The sequence below is a fragment of the Dankookia sp. GCM10030260 genome, from assembly GCF_042666655.1.
In the GTDB taxonomy this organism is placed as follows: domain Bacteria; phylum Pseudomonadota; class Alphaproteobacteria; order Acetobacterales; family Acetobacteraceae; genus Paracraurococcus.
In genome coordinates, this window is the sequence record NZ_JBHTDE010000098.1 from 1 (window position 1) to 583 (window position 583).

Sequence of the window (583 nt, forward strand, 5' to 3'; positions counted from 1 at the left end):
CGTAAGCGCAGCTTCGGGACCCTTCCTGCCCGCGTTTGATGATCAGGCGTTTTTCGCGGGTGCCCAGTGCCAAGGCATCAGCTCATCGATCCGGCTGTTGGGCCAGCCGTTGACCAGGCGGGTCAACAGGTCGGTGAGGTAGAGCTGCGGATTGACGCCGTTCAGCTTGATGCGGTGGATGGCCTCCGCTCCCGGCACCACAATGCCAAGGCGGCCGTCGAACCCGGCCGGCAGGAGGGAGGCTACCCATGGTTGAGATCACCACAATCGGGCTCGATATTGGCAAGCGCGTCCTGCAGGTCCACGGCGCCGACGCGCAGGGCCGGAAGGTGCTGCAGCGCAAGCTGCGCCGCGATGAGCTGCGTGCGTTCTTCGCCGCGCTGCCGCCGTGTCTGGTCGGCATGGAGGCGTGTGCAACCGCCCACTACTGGGGCCGGGAGTTACGTGAACTCGGCCACGATGTGCGCCTGATCCCGCCGTCCTACGTCAAGCCGTACGTCGTGCGCCAAAAGAACGATGCAGCCGATGCGGCTGCGATCTGCGAGGCGGTTACCCGGCCGAACGTGCGGACGACCCCGATCAA

The 583-nt window shown here is 65.9% G+C and carries 1 protein-coding gene and 1 pseudogene; one reads left to right on the forward strand and one right to left on the reverse strand.

Annotated features, from left to right (window positions below; translation table 11 throughout):
- Positions 1-42: 42 nt before the first annotated feature.
- Positions 43-174: pseudogene (locus ACFQS7_RS31025) on the reverse strand (transposase domain-containing protein); the annotation flags it as partial.
- Between the two features lie 74 nt (positions 175-248).
- Here ACFQS7_RS31025 and ACFQS7_RS31030 point away from each other — a divergent pair.
- Positions 249-583, forward strand: a 335-nt coding sequence (locus ACFQS7_RS31030; RefSeq protein ID WP_380070999.1) for a transposase, incomplete at its 3' end; no start/stop codon positions are given.